The 18,714-nt window shown below is 62.1% G+C and carries 17 protein-coding genes; all 17 read right to left on the bottom strand.

The window, feature by feature from the left end; translation table 11 throughout:
* On the bottom strand, positions 1-624 hold the full coding sequence (locus AC0R79_RS03535) for a CatB-related O-acetyltransferase (RefSeq protein WP_127796724.1): 624 nt from the start codon (positions 622-624) through the stop codon (positions 1-3).
* Between the two features lie 3 nt (positions 625-627).
* Complete coding sequence (locus tag AC0R79_RS03530; RefSeq protein WP_205891535.1) at positions 628-1,530, bottom strand: glycosyltransferase; 903 nt, start codon at positions 1,528-1,530, stop codon at positions 628-630.
* Positions 1,531-1,544: 14 nt separating this feature from the next.
* Positions 1,545-2,699: a glycosyltransferase family 4 protein gene (locus tag AC0R79_RS03525; protein ID WP_375745080.1), complete on the bottom strand. Its 1,155-nt coding sequence runs from the start codon at positions 2,697-2,699 to the stop codon at positions 1,545-1,547.
* Positions 2,696-4,132, bottom strand: coding sequence for a PIG-L family deacetylase (locus AC0R79_RS03520; protein WP_474733222.1), 1,437 nt, complete (start codon positions 4,130-4,132; stop codon positions 2,696-2,698). Before AC0R79_RS03520 ends, AC0R79_RS03525 begins: the two co-directional genes overlap by 4 nt.
* An 8-nt stretch (positions 4,133-4,140) precedes the next feature.
* A complete protein-coding gene (locus AC0R79_RS03515) occupies positions 4,141-5,037 on the bottom strand; it encodes an antimicrobial resistance protein Mig-14 (RefSeq protein ID WP_007952259.1) in 897 nt (298 codons plus the stop codon).
* On the bottom strand, positions 5,037-6,167 hold the full coding sequence (locus AC0R79_RS03510) for a glycosyltransferase (RefSeq protein WP_375745076.1): 1,131 nt from the start codon (positions 6,165-6,167) through the stop codon (positions 5,037-5,039). Before AC0R79_RS03510 ends, AC0R79_RS03515 begins: the two co-directional genes overlap by 1 nt.
* Positions 6,151-7,908, bottom strand: a complete 1,758-nt coding sequence (locus AC0R79_RS03505; RefSeq protein WP_007952261.1) for a carbamoyltransferase family protein — start codon at positions 7,906-7,908, stop codon at positions 6,151-6,153. Before AC0R79_RS03505 ends, AC0R79_RS03510 begins: the two co-directional genes overlap by 17 nt.
* A 172-nt stretch (positions 7,909-8,080) precedes the next feature.
* Complete coding sequence (locus AC0R79_RS03500; protein WP_127796720.1) at positions 8,081-8,416, bottom strand: YceK/YidQ family lipoprotein; 336 nt, start codon at positions 8,414-8,416, stop codon at positions 8,081-8,083.
* A 159-nt stretch (positions 8,417-8,575) separates the two neighbouring features.
* Entirely contained in the window at positions 8,576-10,027 is a 1,452-nt protein-coding gene (locus AC0R79_RS03495) for a lipopolysaccharide kinase InaA family protein (protein ID WP_474733217.1), read from the bottom strand.
* Complete coding sequence (locus AC0R79_RS03490) at positions 10,027-10,779, bottom strand: lipopolysaccharide kinase InaA family protein (RefSeq protein ID WP_474733215.1); 753 nt, start codon at positions 10,777-10,779, stop codon at positions 10,027-10,029. The genes AC0R79_RS03495 and AC0R79_RS03490 overlap by 1 nt, the downstream gene beginning before the upstream one ends.
* Complete coding sequence (locus tag AC0R79_RS03485) at positions 10,776-11,510, bottom strand: lipopolysaccharide kinase InaA family protein (protein ID WP_474733213.1); 735 nt, start codon at positions 11,508-11,510, stop codon at positions 10,776-10,778. Before AC0R79_RS03485 ends, AC0R79_RS03490 begins: the two co-directional genes overlap by 4 nt.
* A complete protein-coding gene (gene rfaP / locus AC0R79_RS03480) occupies positions 11,510-12,316 on the bottom strand; it encodes a lipopolysaccharide core heptose(I) kinase RfaP (RefSeq protein ID WP_085608461.1) in 807 nt (268 codons plus the stop codon). The genes AC0R79_RS03485 and rfaP overlap by 1 nt, the downstream gene beginning before the upstream one ends.
* Positions 12,317-13,438 carry a glycosyltransferase family 4 protein gene (locus tag AC0R79_RS03475; RefSeq protein WP_007952285.1) on the bottom strand — a complete coding sequence of 374 codons (1,122 nt, stop codon included), beginning with the start codon at positions 13,436-13,438 and terminating at the stop codon, positions 12,317-12,319.
* On the bottom strand, positions 13,438-14,499 hold the full coding sequence (waaC, locus tag AC0R79_RS03470; RefSeq protein ID WP_074689605.1) for a lipopolysaccharide heptosyltransferase I: 1,062 nt from the start codon (positions 14,497-14,499) through the stop codon (positions 13,438-13,440). Before waaC ends, AC0R79_RS03475 begins: the two co-directional genes overlap by 1 nt.
* Before the next feature lies 1 nt (position 14,500).
* Positions 14,501-15,535, bottom strand: coding sequence for a lipopolysaccharide heptosyltransferase II (waaF, locus tag AC0R79_RS03465; protein WP_039766536.1), 1,035 nt, complete (start codon positions 15,533-15,535; stop codon positions 14,501-14,503).
* Positions 15,536-15,586: 51 nt separating this feature from the next.
* A complete protein-coding gene (gene glnE / locus AC0R79_RS03460) occupies positions 15,587-18,526 on the bottom strand; it encodes a bifunctional [glutamate--ammonia ligase]-adenylyl-L-tyrosine phosphorylase/[glutamate--ammonia-ligase] adenylyltransferase (RefSeq protein ID WP_474733209.1) in 2,940 nt (979 codons plus the stop codon).
* Positions 18,523-18,648 (bottom strand): hypothetical protein, encoded by a 126-nt coding sequence (locus AC0R79_RS03455; protein ID WP_255261909.1) that lies wholly within the window; start codon positions 18,646-18,648, stop codon positions 18,523-18,525. The genes glnE and AC0R79_RS03455 overlap by 4 nt, the downstream gene beginning before the upstream one ends.
* Positions 18,649-18,714: the final 66 nt, after the last annotated feature.

Raw genomic sequence — 18,714 nt, 5'->3', positions numbered from 1 at the left:
CTATGTCGCCCGACGCTGTCGGGCGTAACTGAGAAATCCCTCGACGTCATCGCTGCACAGCGTGCCGGCCAGCCCGTTCAATTCGGCTTCCGGCCAGTCCCACCAGGCACTCTGCAACAGCTGTTGACGTTGCTCCTCGGGGAACCGCCAACGCAGGAACTTCGCGGGATTGCCCCCCATGACCGCATAGGGTTCGACATCCCGCGTAACCAGCGCACCCGCCGCGATGATCGCACCGCTGCCGACAGAGACGCCCGACAGGATCGTGCAACCGGAACACAGCCAGACATCGTTGCCGATGGTCACGTCACCATGGGTGCCGCTGTAATCGCTGATGTGGGCCGCCTCCGGCAGCATCGCCGGAAACGGAAACGTGGTCACCCAGTCGGCACGGTGATGCCCACCGAGAAAAATCTGCACGCCTTCGGCAATCGAACAATAAGCGCCGATATTCAGCGTCGAGCCTTCCTTCCAGTCATGCACCAGCGGCAAGCCATAACTGCCCCGACCGAAACCATAGTCAGGGTAGGCCTGCCGGAATCGCGCCGCGCCGCGTTCGATCTTCGGCAATTTGCGAATAGCCCGTTTCGCGCGTCGCTCGCGCCAGCGCTGAATCCAGCCCATGGCTCAGTCTTTTTCCAACGGTGAAAACAGCAACCGGCCCAATCCGCGCCAGGTCTTCTTGTTCCAGGCCTTGAACGGGATTTGCGCCAACAGCTCCCGCGCCAGTTTGCGATCGCGGTTGGCGGTTTTCAGGAACATCGAGTTGAGCGACTTGTAGCGCACTTCGTCGTACAGCGGATGATCGCTGAACAGCGCGTAGGTGCGCAGGATGTTCTCGATCATGAAACGGTGATTCTTGTAGGAGTTGGTGGCGTGCTTGCGATAGCGCGCCATCACCACGTTCAGGCCATCGATGAAGTACCCGGCGCGGGTGATTTTCAGCTCGATGTACAGATCCTCAAGACGAATCGTCGGGTCGAACCCGCCCACCTTGTCCAGAGCCTCACGACGGATCATCAGGGTCGGTGCCGGCGGATACGGCTTGCGTTCCAGGAACATGTCATCGAAATCCGCGCGACGGAACGGCACGTCCCGGCGCTGACGCTTTTCCGGGTAGAGATTGCCGTCGGCGTCCATCAGCTCGATGTTGCCGGCGCAGATGCCCACTTCCGGTTTGCCGTCCATGTAGGCGACCTGGGTGGCGATGCGATCCGGGTACATGATGTCGTCGGAGCCGAACGGCACGATCAGGCTGCCGTTGGCCCGCGCAATCGCGCCGTTGAGCGTATTGGTCAGGCCCTGGTTCTGCTGCACCCGGAAATCGAAGCCGTGTTTTTCCTGCAAGGCCTGGATGCGCTCGACGCTGTCGTCCTTCGAGCCGTCGTCGACCACCAGCAGCTCGATGTTCTGGTAGCTCTGGTTGATGACGCTGAGGATGCTTTCCTCGATGTATGGCCCGTGGTTGTAGGAGGCGATGATCACGGTGACGAGAGGTTGCTCACCGCTCACGGCTGCGGACTCGCTCATGGCTCTTTCTTCGCTCACGGCTGTTCCTTGCGGGCCTGCTCCAGGCCGGAGTCGATCAGGTTCAGGTATTCCTGGCGGAAGACCTCGATGTCGTGCTGCTCCTGCAAATAACGATAGGCCTGCTCGCCCTTGGCCTTGAGCTCGTCATCCGACAGCGCGAGGTAGGTGTCCAGCGCCGCAACCAGGCTCGGTACGTCCCTGGGCGTGATCGACAAGCCACCGGCACCTTCGATCAGCGGCAGCATGGCCGGCACGTTCGAGGCGATCACCGGCAGATGCCCGCTCATGCCTTCCAGCAAGGCCAGGCCCAGGCCTTCGGCCAGCGACGGCATGGTCCAGATATCGAACGCGCGTACGTATTGCAGGGCGTTTTCCTTGAAGCCCAGCAGGTGCGCCCGCCCGCTCAGGCCCAACTGTTCGATCTCGGCGGCCAGCGGCGCCTGAAGGCGTCCGGCACCGATGATTGCCAGTTGGGTATTCGGGTATTTGTCTTTGAGTTGGGCGAATGCCTGCAACAGATAAGTGTGGCCCTTGACCGACACCAGCCGCCCCAGCGCACCGATCAGGCGCACATTCGGATCGATACCCAACAACTCGCGCGCGCGTTCGCGGCTGTGTTGCAAACCCTCGGCCTGTTCGATGTCGATGGCGTTGGTGATCGCGTACGTGTTCTGGTCAGTGAAACCGCAATCGCAATCCAGCAAATACTGTTTGACCGCCGGCGACACGCCGACGAAGCGCCAGTGCCGATCGATCAGGCGCTGAGTCTGGCGACGACGGTAGAAACGGTCGTACTCGCCGAAACCGTGGGAAATGCCGATGCACAGCGGCACTTTCAACCAACGGTTCAGCGTCAGCATCATGTTCACCGGTTTGAAGCGGTTGCAGATCACGACGTCGAATTTTTCCCGACGGCAGAACTTGTACAGCTGCCACATCGCCCGCAGGCGCATGCCCTTCAGGGACTTGTCGGAAAACTCGAAATACACCGAACGGTCGGCACGGCTGACGGCTTCGCCCGGCCCTGGCTTGCCGCGCAGGAAGGCTGCGGTCACTTCGTAACGATCGGTCGGCAGCGCCTTGACGATCTGTTCGGCGAGGTCGGCGAAATCATGGGATTTGACGTTGTAGTCGGGCTGCAGCTGCAACACCTTTGACCGTTGACTCATAAATCTCCCCGGTTGACGCCCGTTTCGCCCTGTTTGAGTAGCCAGAACAGCTCCTGGCGCCTGACCGCTTTTCTGAAAAATTCGTTCTCGCCGTAGACCGACGGCATCCGACCGGCCAGCAGTCGCTGAAACAGCCGGCGCAGGCGACGCTTGAACGGCGCCGGTGGCTGCAGGTCATGCATCATGCCCAGCGCCATGGCCTTGTCCCGTTGCAATTCGATCGACAGCGGCAGGCACAGCGGCTGCATCGCCACGCCTGCGTCGAACGTCGGTGGCAAGGCAATGCCCTGCCCACTGTCGCCCATCGGCCAGCGGTCATTGTCGTGCAAGTGGTTGGCGTAACCGAGCAGGGTCGGTTGGTAATCGAGACCGCGCAAGGCTTCCAGCACCGCTTCCTGGGCGCAGATATGGTCGGGATGCGGATCCAGCGTCGGGTGCGGCAACACGATCACATCCGGACGCGCACGGGACAGCACGTCACGAAGGTCGGCCAGCAGGTTGTTCCAGGTCGGCGCGCCGTCGGCATCGCCGGGCAAGGCAAACGGATTCAACTGACGGAACAGACGCGTGTCGCTCAGATCGGCTTCCCGCGAGCCAATCGATTGATTCGGCGCAGCCTGCATCGCCGCCAATTGCAGGCAAAAATACCCGAGCTGCACGCAATGTTCCTGCGGCACACCGGCCCAACGTGGCACGGCAAGACTGTCCCAGGCACGCAAGCGGCCCTTGAGCCGCGCCGCCTCGACCTTGTTCAGGCCCATCTGTTGATAGTGTTCGGCTTCGATCTCGCCGGCAGTCAGGGTCACGATCCAGGCTTCTTTGGCCTGGCTGTACAGACCGTAGGCGGCCAGCTCGGCATCGTCGGCGTGCGGGGCGATCACCATCACCCGCTGCTGGCGGTAGTCCGGTTGCTCCAGCGCCCACAGCAGCGGCTCGCCGGACACCCGGCAAAAGCGCCCGCGCAGGCGCAACTGGCCTTGTGACAAGGCCTGCGCCTGACCGCTGAGGTTCAGATAACGCAGGCCGTTGACGCCGCGTTCGAACGTCTGCGCATCGGGATGGGTGCCACCGGCCAACTCGACCCGAGGATCGAAGAAGCGTCCCAGAAAGCTGCTTTTGACCTTCACGGCGAGGATCAGCGTGGCGTCGTCCACCAGCATCACACCCTCGTCGAGGCGCAATTGCTCACCGCTCAGATGCACTTTTGGCTGCGGTGTGAACGGCGGAAAGCTGTATTGGTAATCGTCTTTCGGCGAATAGAACAGGTGATCGGCAAACCACGCTTCGTGGGCAATCCAGCCAATGACCGCCAGCACCAGCGGTAACCACCAGGCCACCAGCACGCCGAGGGCGATCAACACAATCAGTGCGATCAGCAGGCCGATGCGTTTATTGCGCCGGTGACGCTTGAGCAGTTGCTGTTTGCGGCTCATGGGCTGACTCATACGGTGAAGACCGGCACAGGATTGCACCAGCGATCCTTGTATTCACGGTCGGCGCGACCGAAGGAAAAGCGCAGCGGCTTGTCCAGGGCCCGCGCATGCTCCCAGGCACTTTGCGTATTGAGAAAACTCAGGACGCTGCCAGGGCTGAATTCACGGGTTTCAGGATCGACGCCACCGTTGATGTACTCGACGCTGATCCACTCCGGGGCTTCGACGCGGTACACCAGTTGAATGGCGATCGGCGCATCGTTGAGGAAGATCACCGAGCCGATCAACAGCTCGCGCAACAGCTCGATGACTTCGGCCATGCGTGCCGCGCCAGTGGCCGGGAAACCCCAGCGACGCTGGAACAGGTCGCAATAAATGGCTGCCAGTTCGGCACTGGAAAAATCGCTGACCGGCCGCACCACCCCGCCCGCCTCTTCCAGCAGGCGCAGTTCGCGGCGCTGGTTGTAGCGAAACTTCTTCGACAGCTCTTCGGGAGTGCGGGCCATGGCCAGTTGTTCGGTCTGCAACTTGAGGCCGCTGAAGCGGTTTTCGTTGAGCGCCGACAGGTAGCGCCCGCGATGGCGCAGCGGGGCCTGGGCATCGGCGGCGGCCGGCAGGATCAGCTCGGCGTTGCCGAGGTCGAACAGGCCTTTCTTGCCGTTGCGTTTGAGCACGTCCTTGGACAAGGCCAGGTCGCGGCCCCAGGTCGGGATCGCGGCTTTGATTTCGCCCTGCTGTTCCCAGGCCAGATAGCGCACCGGGATGCCGGCCAGATTCGCCAGACGCTCAACGACCATGGGATGAGTCGCGACGCTGCCGCCGAAACGTTGCCAGGCCTGTGCATAAGTTGAGGCGTCAACGGGCGACCAGCCACGTTCGCGCCAGCCTTGAAATCGGTTGAGCATCAGCCCCTCGGTGCCAGATCGGTAACTTGCGGCAAATGCCAGAAGGTGTCGCGTACGGCGCGGTCGGAGAAGCGCTCGCGCAGGCGTTCGAACATCATCTCCGCGCATTGGCGACGCTGCTGCTCGTCCATACCGGCCAGATGTTTCAGGCCCTGGGCCAGATGTTCTGCGTCACCCAGCGGGAACAGAATGCCCACGCCTTCGACCACTTCCTTCGCCCCGCCGCACGCAGTCGCCAACAACGGAACACCGGCGGCCATGGCCTCCAGCAGCACCATGCCGAACGGTTCGTGGTCGGAGCTCAAGGCAAACACATCAAACGCGCGGAAGTAATTGCGCGCATCCGGCACCTGGCCGAGGAACAGCACGCGATCACCGACGCCCAGCTCGCGGGCCTGCGCCTTGAGTTCATCCTCGAGACGACCCTTGCCGAGAATCACCAGTTGGCTGTTGGCCGGCAAACCGGGCAATGCCGCGGCAAAACCGTGCAGCAGCGTGGCCTGATCCTTGTCCGGGTGCAGGCGACCGACGTTGCCGACAATGAACGCATCCGCCGACAGACCGAGGGTCTCGCGGGCTTCACGGGCGGACACCTGACTCATCTGCAACGCCGAGACATCGATGCGGTTGTAAAGGGTCTGGATGCGCGCCGCGGGCCATTTCGGCAGGCAACGACGCATGTCGTCGCGCACCGCATCGGACACGCCGAGCAGGCTCAGACGCTTGCGGAAAATGTGCGCAAAGAGTTTGCGCGTGCCGCGTTGGTAATCGCCAAACGCGTGATGCACGCCAATCACCGGCAGCGAAGTGCCGAGCAAGGCGATGTAGATCGGCTTGAAGCGATGGGCGATGCAGAAACTGAAATTGCGGGAAGCGGCGATCTTGCGCAGATCGCCGATGGCACCCAGCTTCAGGCCACGAATGGCCTTGGAGCTGTATTCCATGAACAACACTTCATCGGAAGCGCAGGCTGCGGCCACCTCGCTATCGGCAGCCCCGGTCAGAAAGACCGTGGTGACCCGATAACCGGTGCCCGCGAACAGGCTGGCGTACTGCCGCGCGCAGTCGAGGAACGGCCCGTCATAGCCGTGACAGAACTGCAGCACATGGCGTTCAGCCGAGCGTGTCATAAGCGTTTGCGCCTTCTTTGACCACCAGGATGTCTTCCATGATCAGGTACTGCAGATCCGAGCCGAAGAACATGTTCAGGGCGTCGGTCGGCGAGCAGATCATCGGTTCACCACGGCGGTTAAGCGAGGTGTTCAGGGACACGCCGTTGCCGGTCAGCACTTCCAGCGCCTTCATCATGTCGTAGTAACGCGGGTTGTATTCGCGCTTGAGCACCTGGGCCCGGGAAGTACCGTCTTCGTGGACGACTTCCGGCACGCGGGTCTTCCACTCTTCCGCCACTTCGAAGGTGAAGGTCATGAACGGCGCCGGGTGATCGATCTTGATCATCTGTGGCGCAACGGTGTCGAGCATCGACGGGCAGAAAGGCCTCCAGCGCTCGCGGAATTTGATCTGGTGGTTGATGCGGTCAGCCACGCCAGCCACGCTCGGGCAGCCGATGATCGAACGACCGCCCAGTGCACGCGGACCGAATTCCATGCGGCCCTGGAACCAGGCCACCGGGTTGCCATCGACCATGATCTTGGCGATCTGCTCTGGCATGTTGTCGAGCTTGCGCCAGGTCGGTTTGTTCTCGTGACGGGCGCACGCGGCGATCACGTCTTCGTTGCTGTACGACGGGCCGAGGTAGACGTGTTCCATCTTCTCGACCGGCACGCCACGGGCGTTGGACACGTAAGCTGCTGCGCCGACCGCCGTGCCGGCGTCGCCGGAAGCAGGCTGTACGAACAGTTCCTTGACGTCGTCGCGGGCGATGATTTTCTGGTTGAGCTTGACGTTCAACGCACAGCCACCGGCGTAGGCCAGTTTGCCGGTTTCCTTGAGCACGTCGCCCAGGTAGTAGTCGATCATCTGCAGCGCGATTTTTTCGAACAGCGCCTGAATGCTGGCGGCGTAGTGGATGTACGGCTCGTCGGCGATGTCGCCTTCGCGCTTCGGACCCAGCCACTCGATCAGCTTCGGCGAGAAGTAGTAACCCTTGCCCTTCTCTTTATAGCGACGCAGGCCGATCACGTTGGCGTAGTCGGTGTTGATCACCAGCTCGCCGTTCTCGAACGAAGCCAGGCGCGAGAAATCATATTTGCTGGCGTCGCCGTACGGCGCCATGCCCATGACCTTGAACTCGCCGTCCAGCATGTCGAAACCGAGGAACTCGGTGATCGCACCGTACAGGCCGCCGAGGGAGTCCGGATCGAAGAATTCCTTGATCTTGTGGATCTTGCCGTTTTCGCCATAACCGAAGAAGGTCGTGGCGTACTCGCCCTTGCCGTCGATGCCGAGGATCGCGGTTTTCTCTTTGAAACCCGAGCAGTGGTAGGCGCTGGATGCGTGGGCCAGGTGGTGTTCAACCGGCTCGATCTTGATTTTCTTCGGATCGAAGCCCAGTTGCTCCAGGCACCAGACGATCTTGTTGCGATAGCGCTTGTAGCGACGGTTGCCCATCAGGATCGCGTCGAGTGCACGGTCCGGGGCGTACCAGTAACGCTTGGCGTACTGCCAGCGAGCCTTGCCGAAAATGCTGATCGGGGCGAACGGAATCGCGACCACGTCAACGTCGGACGGCTTGATGCCTGCCTGCTCCAGGCAGAACTTCGCCGATTCGTAGGGCATGCGGTTCTTTGCATGTTTATCGCGTACGAAGCGCTCTTCCTCAGCCGCCGCGACCAGCTTGCCGTCGATGTACAAGGCTGCTGAAGGATCATGGCTAAGGGCGCCGGACAGGCCAAGAATCGTCAATGCCACAGGGGTCTAGCCTCTTTAGTCTGCATTCAGGCGCGATGCGCCTTGAAAAATGATGTGCCCTCGCACCGGGCGAGAGACAGCTAAAGGGCGGGATTATAGCGTAAACGTGGCGGGAATGACCCTGTGCGAATTGCCCCATGTCGTTCAACCCACAGAACCCTTGTCCATGGGCCTATCCACGGCCTGGTCGCCAATAAACACTGATATTCCCGTCCACCGCCTGGCGATAGATCGTGTAAGGCAGAAACGCCGTGTCGAACACCCCGGACAGGGTCAGGTCGAGCAGGACGACCGGCACCAGAATGCCAGTAGGATCGGGCGGCGCGTGCAGCAGGCAGAAATCGTGGGCGAGCCCGCTGTAGATGCGCGGAATCGACTGACAGTAGGTCTTCTGTTTGCGCAGGCCGCGCGTGGCGGCTTCATCGTCCTGCAACACCGTGACAGCGGTGCCGCAGCCGGACAGTGCCAGGGAAAATGCGCCGATAGAGATAGCGGTTTTGATGCTCAAGGTTTGCCCTCCGGGAACGTCGGGGCAAACTAGCATCGGGGTTTTGTGAGGGGCAGTTCATGGGTTCCGGGAAGGCCGTAGGACAAGTCACAAGGATTTGTCGCCACATGCCTTACCCGGATTCAACTGCAGAAATGTCTTACGCGCTGGCGAAAATAATCACGCAGTGCCCGCTACATCCTTGGGCAATCGCTGATCAATCACCCGATACAGCGCACTGCTCTCGGGCCAGTTGCGCATGAACCGCGCACGATCCCGGGCATAGGCCGGGGCGAAGCTGCCCACCGAGCCGTGCTGACACATCGAGTCCAGATCGATCAGCGCCCAGCGGTCTTCCTGCCAGAACAGGTTGTGGCCCTTGAAGTCGCCATGGCTGATGCGTTCGGCGATCAGCCGCGCAAACAGCTGATCCAGCGCCTGCAACTCGGCTTCCGGCGCATCGCCGCTTTCAACGTACGGCGCAAAGCGCTCGATGATGTCCGGCCCGGCCAGGTGCTCGGTAATCAGATAGGCCTTGCTGCGCAGCCAGAAAAACCGGGTTTCCAGCACTGCCAGCGGTTTTGGTGTGGCAATGCCGAGAAACGCCAGGCGATTGCCTTCGCGCCAGGAATGCCAGGCGCGGCTTGGACGCCAGAAGCGCTTGAGCCAATGGGCAAAATTCTTGATGTTGTAACGCTTGATCACCAGAGGACGCCCGGCAACCTCGACCTTGCCGACACTGGCCGCGCCGCCGGTCTTGTACAGATGGCCCTGATCGAGCAAGGCATCGGCCTGTTCCAGCACCGGCAGCATCGCGGGCTCTTCCTCGCGGCGAATCGAGCGCAGACCGAACGCGCCGCGCTTGACGCTGAACAGCGTGCATTCACGACCGACCTTGATCAGGTAATCCTTCAAGCGCCAGGCGCGAACCTTGTCGATCTGCTTTTGCAGGGCTTCCAGCGGCAGCGCGTGTTCGCTGTTGCTCAGCAGGTAATACACCAGCAATTCTTCGGTGAACGGCTCGAGCGACTTGGGCAACTGGGCGAAGAACACCCCGAGGTTTTCCAGCACTTTCTGCCGGGACAACGGCTGGCCGGCATTTTCTGCACAGATACCGGCGCCATCGATCAGATACAACTGACCGCCGTGGCGCAGCAGGTTGTCCAGGTGCAGGTCTTCCTGCCACAGGCCTTTACCGTGCAACTGACCGATGGCACCAAGCGCTTCGGCCAGCACCGCCGATTGCTCATCCGCCAGCACCGGCAAGGATTCGACCCTGCTCCAGGCATCGCCCAGGCTTTCGGCGCCTTCGAGGAACTCGAACAGCAGCCAGCCACCCTCGCCGTCCTTCAAGCCATCGGCCAGCAGCAACGGCGTGGTCATGCCCTGGGCGGCGAGCAGTTTCACGCCCTCCAGTTCACGCTGAAAATGCCGCGCAGCCTTGTTGCCGACCAGCAATTTGGCCAGCACCGGACGCCCGCGCCACACACCGGCACCGACGTAACGCTGCCCCGGCAACACCCGCAACAGGCTGAGCAACTGCAAATCGGCAGCGCCCGCCGCATCCGCGAGCGAAACCGTCAACGGCAGACTCGGCGTGCGCCCGGCATTTTTCAAGTCGGACAACTGCATCAGCGGGTCTCCTTGCGACTGCGCCGCGCGGTCAGCCGCGTGACCCAGCTGTCTACCAGCGAACTGTCCGTCGATTGATCGAGATACACCGCCAGCAGCTCACGCAATTGCGCTTCGCTCCACTCCGGCGCACGGCGCAGCAGCGGCTCCAGATCCTTGACCCGGTCACGCATACCGAACAGCAACGGCCGAGTCTTCTCCAGGTCGATCAACTGCGCCTGATATCCATCGCCCTCGGCGCGCAGGAAAATGTGCTTTGGATAAAAGCAACCATGCACCTGACGCATGCCGTGCAGATGGCGCGCCAACAGGCCGCAAGACTTGAGAATCGCCGATTGCTGCGCGGCATCGAGGTCGGACCAGCGCTGCAGCAGCGAATCGAGATCGTCCCAGCCGTCCAGCGCGCGGGTCAGCAGGATCGCACGGACTTCGCCGTTGACCTTGCGCTCGCCAAAGAACGCCGCCTGCAACGCCGGAATGCCAAGCTTGTTGTAACGACTGATGTTGCGAAATTCCCGGGCGAACGTCGGCTCGCCGAAGGGCGCGTGCAAAGTGCGAGTCAGGTAATTGCACTGGCGTTTGAGGTAATAGCCATGCCCTTCCAGGTCCAGACGAAACACGCTGCTCCAGCCGCCGCCATCGGTGTTGGGCTCATCCACGGCGTCGAGCTGCTTGGACCACAGCGCATCGAACGTGCCGAGACCGTGGCGCTCCAGCAGCGCACGGTCTTCAGCGGCCAGAAAATCAGTCATTCGCGTCCCTCGAAAAATTTCACCACGTGGCGAATCCGTTGCTTGTCGGCGGCATTCAGACGATCACGTCCACGGTATTGCAGGTAGAAGCGCAGGCGCTGGGTGTTCGACAGGTGATACTTGGCCACCTTGTCGAGACAGGCCAGATCCTTGGTGATCCGGTACTTGAGCCAGAAACCGCGCCAGAAATCGCCGTTCGGGCAGTCGATCAGAAACAGTTGCGCCTGATCGTCGATCAGCAGATTGCGCCACTTCAGATCGTTATGGGTGAAGCGGTGGTCGTGCATGACACGCGTATAAGCAGCCAGCTGCCGACTGACGCCGTCGACCCAGGCACGATCCTTGAGCTTGGGATCGTTGCGTTCGGCCAGCGCCGACAAGTCTTCGGTGCGCGGCAGTTCACGGGTGATCATCGCACCGCGATCGTAGGCCATGCCGTTGCGCTCCAGCCCCCACGCCACCACTTCGGCGGTGGGAATGCCCCACTTGGCGAAGCGTTTGAGGTTCTGCCATTCCATCTTCACCCGGGGCTTGCCCAGATAACGCCGCAGGCCCTTGCCGGCACCGCTGTAGCGCTTGACGTAATAGTTGACGCCGTTGAGCTGCACGCGAATGACTTCGGACAATGGATCGCGAGTCAGGCGCTCGCCCTGAAGGGCAAATACCGCTTCGAGGCTACCGAAATACTGCGCAAGTTCACTGTACTCAGGCTCCAGATTCCAACCCGCCATCAGAGCGCATCCCCGTACCGTTGCTTGCGCGCGTAGAGCTTGTTGGCCTTGCCTTCGAGCCAGCTCAGCAACGGCGCTTCTTCAGCCAGGATCTGGCGCAGCGGTTGCTGGAAGTAACCTTTAAGGAAGCGCAGCTTGTCGCGGCGGGTCAGGCCGATGTCCAGTGCGGAAAAGTACAGCGCCGCCAGATCCTTGTTGCGCCAGCGCTGAGTGATCGCCGGCCGGGTCTGGGCACGGTGCAAGTCGATCACCGAAAGTTTGAAGTCCTCCGGGGTGACCGGCTTGTCGGTGTGCAGCAGGAAATGGCAGATGTAGCAGTCGCGGTGATTGACCCCGGCGCGGTGCATCATGCCGGTCATCCGCGCGACCTCGGCGATCAGCGCCCGCTTGAGTTTCGGCTGCGGCGGTTGCTTGACCCAGTCGATGCTGAAGTCTTCGAGACTGATGGTCGGCGCCAGCTCTTCAGTAACGATGAACGAATGCTGATCCGCCGGGTTGCTGCCCTTCTCGCCGTACGCGACGGCGGTCATGGTCGGCACGCCGACTTCCTGCAAGCGCTGGATGGCTTTCCATTCCTGGCCCGCACCGAGTACCGGCAGCTTGGCGGTCAGCAGGTTCTTGAAGATCTCGCCCCAGCCGATGCCGCGGTGGATCTTGACGAAAAAGCCATTGCCGTCGACTTCCGTGCGCAACGTCCGGCGGGCTTCCAGCTCGCGGTACACCTCGCCCTGCAAGCCTTCGACTTCCACGAATGCATCGCGGCCAGCCCACAGGCTCTTGAACGGTTCAGCCAGCATCAACTTCATTTAAGCGTGCTCCGCCAGAATCACATCGGCCGCGTGCTGCGGCATGCTGTAGAGGTCGGCCGTCTCGGCGAAGGCCAGACCGTTGCGGCTCCAGGCCGCCCGTGCAGCGTCGTCGTTCAACATGTCAGTCAGGTATTGCGTCAGTTGCGCCTGATCGAACGGTTCGTCCAGCACTCGCCCGGCGTCGGCCTCGGCGATGTAATGGGCGTAACCGCAGACCGCGCTGACCAGCACCGGCAACCCGGCGACCAGCGCTTCAAGCAGCACCGTACCTGTGTTTTCGTTGTACGCCGGGTGGATCAGCAGATCGGCGCCGAGCAGGAAACGCGGGATATCACTGCGCCCCTTGAGGAACGTCACGTTGTCGCCCAGACCCAGCGTCGCACTCTGCATCTGGAACAATTTGGGGTCATCCTGGCCGATTACAAACAGCCGGGTGCGTTTCTTCAGCTCGGCAGGCAATGCGGCCAGCGCTTTCAGGCTGCGATCGACGCCCTTGGTCTTGAACCCGGAACCGATCTGCACCAGCAGCAGTTCGTCGTCCTTCAGATTGAATTCGGCGCGGAAACCGGCGCGAATCTCGTCGGCATCGGCAGGGCGGCGACGGTCCTGGGCAATGCCCGGCGGCAGCAGGTGGAAGCGTTCCAGTGGTGTGTCGTAATGCTTGATGAACAGCGGCTGCTGCACTTCGGAAATCATCAGCACTTCGGTCTTCGCGTCTTTGGCGAACACTGCACGCTCGTATTCGGCGAAGTGGCGGTAGCGGCCCCAGCGGCGATACAGCGAGTTACGCAGGTTCTGCGCCTTGTCTTCGAAGCAGCCGTCGGCGGCGTAGTAGACGTCCAGCCCCGGCATCTTGTTGAAACCGATCAGACGATCCACCGGACGCTTGGCCAGGTCCGCCTCCATCCACGCGCTGAGCTTTTCATTGCGCCGATGATTGAAGAACGCCTTGACCGGCGCCACCAGCACTTCGAAACCGGGTGGCACGTCGCCTTCCCAGATCAGGGTGTAGACGCGAATCTGGTGCCCGCGCTTCTGGCATTCGAGGGCGATGCGCATGAAATCGCGCTGCAAACCGCCGAACGGGAAATATTTGTACAGGACAAAAGCCAATTGCATCAGCGCAGCTCCTCAGCCATCAACAACGTGCTCAGTCGGCTGGCAACACGCTCGGGATTCAGACGCGTGAAGCACAGGGGCCACTCGCGTTTCAGGTCAAACTGACGGGCATCCTGCGCGGTCGGTTGATACGTACATTTCTTTTGCAGGCACGGCGCGCACGGAAAATCGCTGCCGAGGTGAATCTGCAGCTTGCCGTAGGCGCCGGTCAGGCCCGGATTGGTCGGGCCGAACAGGGAAATCGTCGGCACATCCAGCGCTGCGGCCAGATGGCCGAGACCGGTGTCCACCGCGACGCAGGCCTGGGCGCCGGCGAGCACCTTGCCGACTCCGGCCAGGTTCAGCTTCGGCAGCACTTCGGCGTGCTTGAAACCGGCGGCGATGCGCTCGGCCCGGGCCTTCTCCAGCGGGTTGCCCCACGGCAGCTTGATCCCCACGCCGAGGTAGCCGACCCGTTCGGTCAGCTCGCGCCAGTAGGCTTCGGGCCAGTGTTTGGTGTCCCAGGTGGTGCCATGCAGGAACACCACGTAGGCATTCTTGCGTGGCAGTTCGACCAGACGCTCGACGTTGAGGCCGTAATCGCCCAGGCCTTTGGGCAAGTCATAGCCCAAGGCGATAGCGAACAATTGGCGCACACGCTCGACAGCATGCTGACCTCGGGCCACCGCCAGTTTGCGGTCATAAAAGCGCGCGGCGATCGGTTCGCGGGCCGAGCCCTTGTCGAGACCGGCCACCGGGGCTTTGACGTAGCGGGTGAGCCAGGCGCTTTTCAGCAAGCCCTGAGCGTCGATCACCAGGTCATATTTGTTTGCCCGAACGGACTGCTTGAAGCGCTTCCATTCGCCGCTGGTGATGGTTTTCCAGATGTTTTTGCGCCAGCGGCGGATCGCCACCGGAATCACTTTGCCTACGGCCGGGTGCCAGGTCGGAATCTCGGCGAAGCCTTCTTCCACCACCCAGTCGAACTTGATCCCGGGAATCGCCCGGGCGGCGTCGGTCAGCGCCGGCAACGCGTGAATCACGTCGCCCAGCGATGAAGTCTTGATCAGCAATACCCGCAAGTTAATGAACCTCGACCACAGAGCCCTGCAAACGCTGCAAGGCATCGTTGACCGCGTCCGGCATCAGCTGGCGCAGACAGTTGTAATGGCCGAAACGGCAAGTGCGGTCGAAGCAAGGGCTGCAATCGAGGCCCAGACGGACGATTTCCACGTGCTCGGCCAGCGGCGGGGTGAAACCCGGCGAGGTCGACCCGTAGACCGCCACCAACGGGCGATTCAGCGCAGCGGCCACGTGCATCAGGCCGGAATCGTTGGAGACGACCGAATCGGCGCAGGACATCAGGTCGATGGCCTCGGCCAGCGAAGTGCCGCCACTGAGGTTCACGGACTCTTCGCGCAGGCCCGGAATCAGCCGCGCGCGAATGTCTTCGCCGACCGCGTGATCGTTCTTCGAACCGAACAGCCAGACCTGCCAGCCTTCGCGGATACGCGCCTCGGCGACCTTGGCGTAATGCTCGGACGGCCAGCGTTTGGCTTCACCGAATTCGGCGCCGGGGCACAACACCAACACCGGGCGGTCGAGGGTCAGACCGAACTTGGCCAATGCGGCCTCGCGGGTCACCGGATCGATTTGCAGGCTCGGGCGCGGATAAGGTTTCGGCAGCTCGGCGTTCGGCTCGTAGGCCAGCGCCATGAAACGCTCGATCATCAGCGGATAACGTTCTTTATCCAGCGTGCGCACGTCATTGAGCAGGCCGTAGCGGAATTCGCCGCGCCAGCCGGTGCGTTTCGGGATGCCGGCGAAGAACGGCACCAGCGCCGACTTCAACGAGTTCGGCAGCAGGATCGCCTGGTCGTACTGGCCGGCCAGGGATTTGCCGATCCGCCGACGGGTCGCCAGCTCCAGCGCGCCGTGGCCGAGCGGGAAGCTCAAGGCCTTGCGCACTTCGGGCATGCGTTCGAGGATCGGCCGGCTCCACTCGGGGGCCAGCACGTCGATTTCGCACTGCGGGTGGCGCTGCTTGAGACACTGAAACAGTGTCTGCGCCATCACCATGTCACCGACCCAACTGGGCCCAACGATCAGAATATTCATGTGGTTTCCATAAACGAACCGGGGAGGCTTTACGCCTCCCCGTCTCGAGAATCAGCTTAGCCCCAGCTCACGCCAGATCCGCATCACCTGCCGCCGTTCGTCCGCGAACTGATCGCCCGGTATCACCCCGGCGTCCTTCTGCAAGGCCTGCCGGTGGGCGGCGGAACGATAGGCTTTGTAGGCCTCGCGCAACAGGCTGGCGTCTTCGGCAGGCATCAGCCCTTCGTGCTCCAGCTCTTCCAGAATGCGGATATTGTCCGTCCAGCGCAGCAACGGCGGGTGGGTTTGCGACCACGCCAGAGCCGCGTATTGCACCATAAATTCAATATCGACGATACCTCCGGCGTCCTGCTTGAGGTCGAACGGCGCCGTGGCCTCAAAGGCATTCGCCCCGGTGCCGGCGGCAGTGCTCTTGCTGCCGAGGTTGTCGCGCATCTTGGCGCGCATCTCGCTCACTTCCTGTTGCAGTTTCGCCAGATCCCGCGCCTTGCCCAGCACCTGGGCCCGGACGCTCTCGAAGGCCTGGCCGACATCCTTGCTGCCCACCAGCACCCGCGCCCGCACCAGCGCCTGATGCTCCCAGGTCCAGGCTTCATTTTCCTGATAGCGCGCAAACGCGCCGAGCGAACTGACCAACAGCCCGGACGCCCCGGACGGACGCAGGCGCATGTCCACTTCGTACAGCTGACCGGAGTTGGTCTGCGCGGTCAGCAAGTGAATGATCCGCTGGCCGAGCCGGGTGAAGAACTGCGTGCCATCGATCGGTTTCGGGCCATCGGTTTCGGCCTGCTGATCGCCATCGTGGATGAACACCAGATCCAGATCCGAACCATGCCCCAACTCGATCCCGCCGACTTTCCCATAACCGACAATGATGAAGCCGGGATCGCACAGCGTGCCATCGGTGCGCAGCGGCGTGCCGTACTTGGCCACGGTCTGACGCCAGGCCAGGGCCAGCACTTGCTCCAGAATCGCTTCGGCCAGCCAGGTCAGGTAATCGCTGACTTTCATCAACGGCAGGCTGCCGGCGATTTCCGAGGCGGCGACGCGCAAGCGGTGCGCCAGTTTGAAATGGCGCAGGGCTTCCATCTGTTGTTCGAGGTCGTCTTCCGGGATCCGGGTCAGGCGCTCGCGCAACTCGGCGGCCAGTTCCGGCGCCAGCGGCGGCTTGAATAGCCGGCCTTCGTTGAGCAGTTCATCGAGCAACAGCGGGAAACGGGTGATCTGCTCGGCGATCCACGGGCTGGCAGCGCACAACGTCAGCAAACGCCGCAGCGCGCCGGGGTTTTCGGTCAGCAGCACCAGATAAGCCGAACGCCGGGCCACTGCTTCGACCAGCGGCAGAACGCGTTCCAGCACCAGATCGGGATTTTCATGCTCCACCGCCTGGGCGAGCAGGCGCGGAATAAACGCATCGAGACGCTCGCGACCCAGACGCTGCATCGCCCGCAACTGCGGGCTGGCACGCAGGCTCGCCAGTGCCTTCAAGGCCTTGGTCGCGTCAGCGAAACCGCCCTCCTCCAGCTGGCGACAGGCCGCCTCTTCGTCTTGAGCCTCTTCCCACAGCGGCAGCCATTCACCGCCGACCACCACTTCGCTCTCGACGCCTTCGTCCTCATCGGGATCGGCGATCACTTGCGCGAAGTGCCAGGCCACGCGGCCGCGCCAGAACATCAGCTTCTCGTGGAACGCCTCCCAGTCGGCGAAACCGAGCATGAATGCGATACGCGCCTGATCCTGAGCGCTGTCCGGCAGCATCTGGGTCTGGCGGTCGGCAATCGCCTGGATCGCGTGTTCGGTGTAACGCAGGAATTCGTAACCTTCGCGCAGCTCGCTGATCACCGCCGGCGGCAGATAGCCCTGCCCTTCGAGCGTGCTCAACACCTTTAATAGAGGGCGCTGTTGCAGACTCAGGTCGCGACCGCCGTGAATCAGTTGAAAGGCCTGGGCAATGAACTCGACTTCGCGGATACCGCCCGAGCCCAGCTTGATGTTGTCGGCCATGCCTTTGCGCCGCACTTCCTGCTGGATCAGCTGCTTCATGGTGCGCAGCGCTTCGATCGCCGAGAAGTCCAGATAGCGCCGATAAACGAACGGCCGCAGCATTTCCTGCAACTGCTCGCCCGCCACCTGATCGCCGGCCACCACCCGCGACTTGATCATCGCGTAGCGTTCCCAGTCGCGGCCCTGATCCTGGTAATACTGCTCCAGCGCATTGAAGCTCAGCACCAGCGCGCCGGACGAACCGTACGGGCGCAGGCGCATGTCGACGCGGAACACGAAACCGTCGACGGTGATCGGATCGAGGGCCTTGATCAGACGCTGGCCGAGGCGGATGAAAAATTCCTGGTTATCCAGCGGGCGTTTCACGCCGACGGTTTCCCCGCCCTCGGGGTAGGCGAAGATCAGGTCGATGTCCGAGGACAGGTTCAGCTCGACCGCGCCGAGCTTGCCCATGCCGAGGATGACCATCTGCTGCGGTTCGCCGCTGCGCCGGCCGGTCGGCGTGCCGAACTGGTCGCAATGGCGGCGGTACAACCATTGATAGGCCTGATCGATGCTGGCGTCGGCCATGTCCGAGAGATCGCGGCAGGTCTGCACCAGATCAGCCTGGCGGTTGAGGTCGCGCCAGATGATGCGAACCTGATGCCGGGTGCGCTGACGGCGCAGGGCTCGGCCCAGTTCATCTTCGGTCTGGGCGAGGCTGACGGCGGCGGCGATCTGCGCGCACAACTCACCTTTGGCGAACGGCCGGTCCAGCTCGCCGGACTGCACCAGCGACAACAACATCAAAGGGTCACGAACGCTCTGTTCAATGACGAAATCGCTGGCGGCGCTGACGCGGGCGAACTGCGCCCAGCGTTCCGGCGTCCAGGACGAGAAGCCGTGATCGTCTTCCAGTTGACCGACGGCCGCACGGAACGACTGCTCCGATCGGCTGACCAACGGCAGGAGAATGGCGGGCAGTTCGGCAAGCGCGGGCAGGGTCATGGTCTATCCTTGATCGGCGTGTAAATGGCCGCTTGTAGTGATGATTGAAAAACCGCTACGCGAAGGACTGTCGAACAAAAGTGAGAAATAGCTGAAATTTCTTTTTCTTTGGCAGCCAGCATCAAACTTTCACCTTTTTCGGATGGCTAAAGACCAACCTTAACGATTATTCTCACAACGCAGTCGGA

The sequence above is a fragment of the Pseudomonas sp. HD57-3 genome, assembly GCF_056113135.1.
This window is presented reverse-complemented; position numbering and strand designations above follow the sequence as displayed.

Bases quoted from the DNA above. Each gene is read 5' to 3' on its own strand.
- AC0R79_RS03510 (WP_375745076.1), bottom strand. From the start codon at position 6,167: ATGACACGCTCGGCTGAACGCCATGTGCTGCAGTTCTGTCACGGCTAT.
- AC0R79_RS03475 (WP_007952285.1), bottom strand. From the start codon at position 13,438: ATGCAATTGGCTTTTGTCCTGTACAAATATTTCCCGTTCGGCGGTTTG.
- AC0R79_RS03520 (WP_474733222.1), bottom strand. From the start codon at position 4,132: ATGAGCCGCAAACAGCAACTGCTCAAGCGTCACCGGCGCAATAAACGC.
- AC0R79_RS03485 (WP_474733213.1), bottom strand. From the start codon at position 11,510: ATGGCGGGTTGGAATCTGGAGCCTGAGTACAGTGAACTTGCGCAGTAT.
- AC0R79_RS03515 (WP_007952259.1), bottom strand. From the start codon at position 5,037: ATGCTCAACCGATTTCAAGGCTGGCGCGAACGTGGCTGGTCGCCCGTT.
- AC0R79_RS03495 (WP_474733217.1), bottom strand. From the start codon at position 10,027: ATGCAGTTGTCCGACTTGAAAAATGCCGGGCGCACGCCGAGTCTGCCG.
- waaF (WP_039766536.1), bottom strand. From the start codon at position 15,535: ATGAATATTCTGATCGTTGGGCCCAGTTGGGTCGGTGACATGGTGATG.
- AC0R79_RS03490 (WP_474733215.1), bottom strand. From the start codon at position 10,779: ATGACTGATTTTCTGGCCGCTGAAGACCGTGCGCTGCTGGAGCGCCAC.
- rfaP (WP_085608461.1), bottom strand. From the start codon at position 12,316: ATGAAGTTGATGCTGGCTGAACCGTTCAAGAGCCTGTGGGCTGGCCGC.
- AC0R79_RS03530 (WP_205891535.1), bottom strand. From the start codon at position 1,530: ATGAGCGAGTCCGCAGCCGTGAGCGGTGAGCAACCTCTCGTCACCGTG.
- AC0R79_RS03535 (WP_127796724.1), bottom strand. From the start codon at position 624: ATGGGCTGGATTCAGCGCTGGCGCGAGCGACGCGCGAAACGGGCTATT.
- AC0R79_RS03455 (WP_255261909.1), bottom strand. From the start codon at position 18,648: ATGCTGGCTGCCAAAGAAAAAGAAATTTCAGCTATTTCTCACTTTTGT.
- AC0R79_RS03525 (WP_375745080.1), bottom strand. From the start codon at position 2,699: ATGAGTCAACGGTCAAAGGTGTTGCAGCTGCAGCCCGACTACAACGTC.
- glnE (WP_474733209.1), bottom strand. From the start codon at position 18,526: ATGACCCTGCCCGCGCTTGCCGAACTGCCCGCCATTCTCCTGCCGTTG.